The following is a 5,189-nucleotide window of genomic DNA, read 5'->3' on the forward strand; positions in this document are numbered from 1 at the left end:
TGAGGCAATGGTCTCACAGGCATGAGGAGCTTTATTTGTGAGACGGCACACTAGACATCTCTAAGGTGGTGAACATTTCCCCGATAGCGGATGTTTGCGGCCCTACCTTGGCAGAAATAACCTACAAAGACTCTGAAGGCAAAATTCATATTCTTGGATATAGCGTAATGGGTACCGGCTGCTCCAACTAAGAGCCGATTATCACTACCAGGCGTTATTGTCCGCCATGTGCCATGAATGCCGACTCTATTTAACCGCAGTTCAATTCACACACTATTGGAGTTAAAAATATGCTTACTGTCACCATGTACGCTACCGCCACCTGCCCCTATTGCCAAGCAGCAAGACGCTTGTTTGCCAAAAAAGGAATCCAGTTCAATGAGATTGAAGTGACGTCAGTAGAAAAACGAGTTGAGATGATCAACCGCAGCGGACGCCGGACGGTACCGCAGATTTTCTTTGGTAACTGGCACGTCGGGGGATACGACGATCTGGCTCAACTAGAGGAGGAAAGCGGACTGAATGAGGCGCTCAACTCGCGCGTTGCGTGTTGAGACACCTCAGTAACCAATCGTTTGAACTCCATCTAAACTTACATTCCACCAAAGGATTTTAGCCATGAGTTACCAGTCCTCACTACAATCGGCGCTTCAGAAAGCCAGCAAGCTTGATAGCTTGGGCGTTCACCTGATTCGGATCGCTGTTGCCATCATATTCATTTGGATTGGGGCGTTGAAATTTGCCCCGTACGAAGCGGATAGCATTACACCATTTGTGGCTAACAGCCCGGTTATGTCGTTCTTCTATGAACATCCGACCGAATACAAAGACCACCTGACTCACGAAGGTCAACTCGACCCTGCGAAACGCGCATGGCAGACGCAGAACCACACCTACGCGTTTTCAGACGGCCTTGGTACCGTTGAAATTCTCATCGGCCTAATGGTCCTCACCTACGCCTTCTCACGCCGGTTGGGCATGGTGGGTGCAATACTCGCTTTCCTAACACCTCTAGTAACGCTGTCGTTTTTGATCACAACTCCCGAGGCTTGGGTGTCGAATATTGGTGATGCTCAATATGGTTTTCCTTACCTATCCGGTGGAGGGAGGCTGGTGCTCAAAGATGTATTGATGCTTGCAGGAGCGGTAGTAATGATCGCGGATTCGGCACGTCAGCTCTTGCAACCAACTACCCAGATCAGCAGATGCCTTGCGTCAAAAGAGCCGACGCAACAATGGATAGGCTTGCCATAACAAGGTGCTCTGGCAAGCCCCGGGCACGCCGTTGGTCGATAGACGAACTCTCGTGCCTGTTTTGCAAATCGGTGGGGCCGCAAGTTCCGGCCCTTGCGGGATTATTTCATTCAACTGAATGGAGTCATCAGATTTTTGCTCCTTCTCATAAACCAATTAGAAGGGGAAACTGAAGGGATGTTCTCATTCGAGACTTCCCTCAGAGTTCTCCGTTCTAGGAGTTCCGAAATGCTCGACAAAACGTTCCGTAACTGCACAGATTTGGATGCCGATAAATCCGGCCTCCCTATGCGCGAGCACGAAAGTAGTTTTTTGCTACCGCAAATGATGATGATCCATGGCATGCCGTCTGGAGTTTCGTGGCAACAAACGAACTGCTATCAGGTCATGCATAACGCTGAGCCCTCGCACTTTTTCAATCGGCTTATGCACGTACTGAAGCGCCGTATCGCCCCTAAACACTTTTCATAATCTAGCGATGTATAACCCCATCAGGGAACTAAGATGACTTACGACTTCGATCTGTTTGTTATTGGTGCTGGCTCGGGCGGCGTACGGGCGGCTCGGTTTTCCGCGGACTTTGGCGCCAAAGTGGCGGTTGCTGAAAGCCGCTACCTAGGCGGTACTTGCGTAAACGTGGGGTGCGTACCGAAAAAGCTGCTCGTGTACGGTGCCCACTTTTCAGACGATTTTGAACAGGCTAAGGGCTTTGGTTGGAGTACCGGAGAAGCGCAGTTCGACTGGGAAACTCTTATTGCTAACAAGAATCGTGAGATAGAAAGACTCAACGGCGTATATCGCAAGCTGCTGAGTAACAGCGGTGTCACTCTATTCGAAGGTCACGCGCGGCTCACTGATGCCCATCATGTGGAAGTCAACGGTAAGCGCTATAGCGCCAAGCAAATTTTGATTGCAACTGGTGGTTGGCCGCAGATACCCGATATCCCTGGGCGTGAGCATGCGATCACGTCCAATGAGGCATTCTTTCTGAAACGGCTGCCTAAGCGGGTACTGGTTGTTGGTGGAGGTTACATCGCCGTTGAATTCGCTGGCATTTTCAATGGCCTGGGCTCCGATACACGACTGCTGTACCGCGGTGACCTGTTCTTACGAGGGTTCGATCAAGCGGTCCGAACTCATTTGGCTGAAGAACTGACCAAAAACGGTGTGCAGCTGGAATTCAAAACGAATATCGTCCAGATCGCCAAACAGCCAGACGGAAGCCTCCTCGCGACGCTTGAAGACGGTCGTCAGTTGGAGACAGACAGTATTTTTTACGCCACAGGTCGACGGCCAATGCTCGACAATTTGGGGCTGGAAAACACCTTTGTAGAGCTTAACGATGCAGGCTATATCTCGGTTAACGAAAATTTCGAAACACGTGAGCCTTCAATCCTGGCACTTGGCGATGTGATTGGTGGTGTCCAGTTGACGCCGGTTGCAACGGCGGAGGGATCAGCAATCGCTCGACGCTTGTTTAAACCTGAGCAGTATCGTCCCGTCGACTACCGGCACATCCCGACCGCGGTTTTCAGCCAGCCGAGCATTGGTACCGTTGGCCTTACCCAAGAGCAGGCGATAGCGGAAGGTTTCAGGGTGACCATCTTCGAAAGCCGCTTCCGTCCAATGAAATTGACCCTGACCGAGTCTTCCGAAAAGACGCTCATGAAATTGGTAGTCGACGCTCGTACCGATAAGGTATTGGGGGTCCACATGGTTGGCCCTGACGCCGGTGAAATTATTCAAGGTTTAGCGATCGCGCTCAAAGCAGGAGCAACCAAGCGCCTATTCGATGAAACCATAGGCGTGCATCCTACCTCAGCTGAGGAGTTCGTCACGTTACGTACACCGGTCATGGTTTCTTAAGAGTCAGGTTTGGATGCCCACCTTTAGGTCTTCTAATCACGATGCCGTGGGTCGGCTGATTAGCTCGGATCGCATCTCTAAAGGTTCGCAGGATGGATCCTAAATTGATGCGCTCGGCCATAACGACCTCACAGCGCCCTAGTCGATTACACTGCTGGCTATCTACCTCACCTACGAGTGGTTCATGCGATGCTGCTAAGACATTTACGCTATCTGTTAGCGGTCGCTGATAACGGCGGCTTCACGCGGGCGGCCGAGGTTCTCCACGTTTCTCAACCTACTCTTTCGCAACAGATCCGCCAGTTAGAAGAAACGCTCGGCGTTGTGCTATTTGATCGTACCTCGCGAACAGTTACGCCTACAGATGCTGGCCAGGCGTATATCGAATGTGCCCGCCGCGTGCTCGTAGAATTAGCAGCAGGCAAGCGGGCGCTTCACGATGTGAAGGACCTGTCGCGCGGTACTCTAAGACTGGCCATGACCCCGACTTTCATGGCGTATCTAGTGGGGCCAATTGTCCGTGATTACACAGCTAGATTTCCCAATATCCATCTAGAAATTTTCGAGCTGTCTATGGACGACATTGAAATGGGGCTTGCTGATGACTCACTGGATATCGCCATCGCTTTTGATCATTTTAGAAATCCTGACCTGGAATCAATTCCAGCATTTGTCGAAACGTTGGCGCTGATGGTCGGGCGTGAGCACCCGTTGTACGACTGCCGGAAAGCATTAACAACTGAACAGGTTGCCGAATTGGATTTTGCATTATTGACTCCAGATTTCGCTACCCGGGTATGTATTGATGAGTATTTCACTAAAGCAAAGATCACCCCCAAAGTGGTGATTGAGGTGAACTCAGTAAACACACTACTGGAGGTCATTCGTCACACTGGCGTTGCCACTATCCTTCCAGAGCCCATCGCCACGCAAGATCGGGCACTGCACAAGCTAGAGATGAAAGACAAGGCGCCTCAACGTGGAGCATCGTTGCTAAGACGCAAAAATAATTATCACAATGCGGCGTCGGTGGCTTTCGTCGAATTAGTGCAGGAGACCATAGGTAAAAAAGGTCAAAAGGGGGTCTGATGGTCCGCATCAGAGGCCAGAGAACATCAGCATCTTACATATGGCCCCGACGGATTCATGAGGGGACCCAGCGGCAACCCAGCACTGGAATTTTCCGGCAATGCCGGGTATTGCAACCAAGGCTCACTGCCTAGCCAAGGCCGAAGAAAGCCGCTTCTGCTTTGTACGTTGGATCTATCTCGTTGCAACCCACGTCATCCCCTCTAAGCGATGGCCTCCTATGCTAATTGACGCCTACAAGGATAGAAGCTATCTAGCCCTAAAACGGCTCAAATAAACCACATGGGGCATCCTAAAAAAAACCGCTCATCACTGAGAGTATTTAGTGAAGATCAAATCCGTCGCAGGAGGCAATTTCGTGTGGCAGGCGAAGCAGCTATTCACGATTTTTTCACTTGGGTTGGGCTTTCCATTTTCAAACTGCCCATACCCCCACCCACCTGTACTTGCGTAACGCTTAGAGTCTTTAACCTCGATCTGAACGTTCGTTGGCTCTCCAGCGACGAATGACTGATCTCTACCAAACACGGCATTATTTTGTGGAGAGGATTCGTATTTGTAGGCCAATCTCGCGATGATCGTGCCATCCGGAAATGGCAGAGTCCCTTCCCTGTAAGCCTTCATAGCTATGTCATTTCCCAAGATCACGCGGATGTCGGGCTTCTCACCTTCTTCATGAGCAATGCTGACAAACTGCCAATTACGATAGCCTTCAGGAAGTTTGACTCCGAACACAGGCGATCCTTCCGCGTCTGCACCAGGAGTTGAATCTGCGTGCGCAACAATCGATAGGCCCAATAGCACACCGATGATGCCGGCGGTCGCAGGTAAAACGGCAATTTTCCAAGTCATCACACACGCTCCGAGTAGGGCGCTACACGAGTTTCTTCTTGGAACAAATAGCGCCGATATTTATTTCAAGGCGATTTGTAGTGGTCAACTGATCCCGGACACGGTTTTAAGGTTTTCTTCGGTTTTTG

Annotated in this window: 7 protein-coding genes; 6 read left to right on the plus strand and 1 reads right to left on the minus strand. The window is 50.7% G+C overall.

Annotated features, from left to right (window positions below):
- Positions 1-56 precede the first annotated feature (56 nt).
- The 6 genes from MO767_RS30730 to cynR all read left to right on the plus strand — a co-directional run bounded on the left by MO767_RS30730 (position 57) and on the right by cynR (position 4,209).
- Entirely contained in the window at positions 57-191 is a 135-nt protein-coding gene (locus tag MO767_RS30730; RefSeq protein WP_282483610.1) for a DUF2790 domain-containing protein, read from the plus strand.
- Between the two features lie 99 nt (positions 192-290).
- The gene (gene grxC, locus MO767_RS30735) at positions 291-554 is read left to right on the plus strand and encodes a glutaredoxin 3 (RefSeq protein ID WP_282483604.1); all 264 of its coding nucleotides are present in this window, start codon (positions 291-293) and stop codon (positions 552-554) included.
- 64 nt (positions 555-618) lie between these two features.
- Entirely contained in the window at positions 619-1,254 is a 636-nt protein-coding gene (gene rclC, locus MO767_RS30740) for a reactive chlorine resistance membrane protein RclC (protein ID WP_282483605.1), read from the plus strand.
- Positions 1,255-1,482: 228 nt separating this feature from the next.
- Positions 1,483-1,725: a hypothetical protein gene (locus tag MO767_RS30745; RefSeq protein WP_282483606.1), complete on the plus strand. Its 243-nt coding sequence runs from the start codon at positions 1,483-1,485 to the stop codon at positions 1,723-1,725.
- Positions 1,726-1,758: 33 nt separating this feature from the next.
- A complete protein-coding gene (gene gorA, locus MO767_RS30750) occupies positions 1,759-3,120 on the plus strand; it encodes a glutathione-disulfide reductase (protein ID WP_282483607.1) in 1,362 nt (453 codons plus the stop codon).
- 189 nt (positions 3,121-3,309) lie between these two features.
- A complete protein-coding gene (cynR, locus tag MO767_RS30755; RefSeq protein ID WP_282483608.1) occupies positions 3,310-4,209 on the plus strand; it encodes a transcriptional regulator CynR in 900 nt (299 codons plus the stop codon).
- 309 nt (positions 4,210-4,518) lie between these two features.
- On the opposite strand, the gene MO767_RS30760 is transcribed toward cynR, so the two are convergent.
- The gene (locus tag MO767_RS30760) at positions 4,519-5,061 is read right to left on the minus strand and encodes a cytochrome P460 family protein (RefSeq protein ID WP_282483609.1); all 543 of its coding nucleotides are present in this window, start codon (positions 5,059-5,061) and stop codon (positions 4,519-4,521) included.
- Positions 5,062-5,189 lie beyond the last annotated feature (128 nt).

The sequence above is a fragment of the Pseudomonas sp. UYIF39 genome (assembly GCF_029963765.1).
Classification (GTDB): Bacteria; Pseudomonadota; Gammaproteobacteria; order Pseudomonadales; family Pseudomonadaceae; genus Aquipseudomonas.

Excerpts from the sequence above, each read along its gene's own strand:
- grxC (WP_282483604.1), top strand. The coding sequence starts at position 291 with ATGCTTACTGTCACCATGTACGCTACCGCCACCTGCCCCTATTGCCAA.
- rclC (WP_282483605.1), top strand. The coding sequence starts at position 619 with ATGAGTTACCAGTCCTCACTACAATCGGCGCTTCAGAAAGCCAGCAAG.
- MO767_RS30745 (WP_282483606.1), top strand. The coding sequence starts at position 1,483 with ATGCTCGACAAAACGTTCCGTAACTGCACAGATTTGGATGCCGATAAA.
- gorA (WP_282483607.1), top strand. The coding sequence starts at position 1,759 with ATGACTTACGACTTCGATCTGTTTGTTATTGGTGCTGGCTCGGGCGGC.
- cynR (WP_282483608.1), top strand. The coding sequence starts at position 3,310 with ATGCTGCTAAGACATTTACGCTATCTGTTAGCGGTCGCTGATAACGGC.
- MO767_RS30760 (WP_282483609.1), bottom strand. The coding sequence starts at position 5,061 with ATGACTTGGAAAATTGCCGTTTTACCTGCGACCGCCGGCATCATCGGT.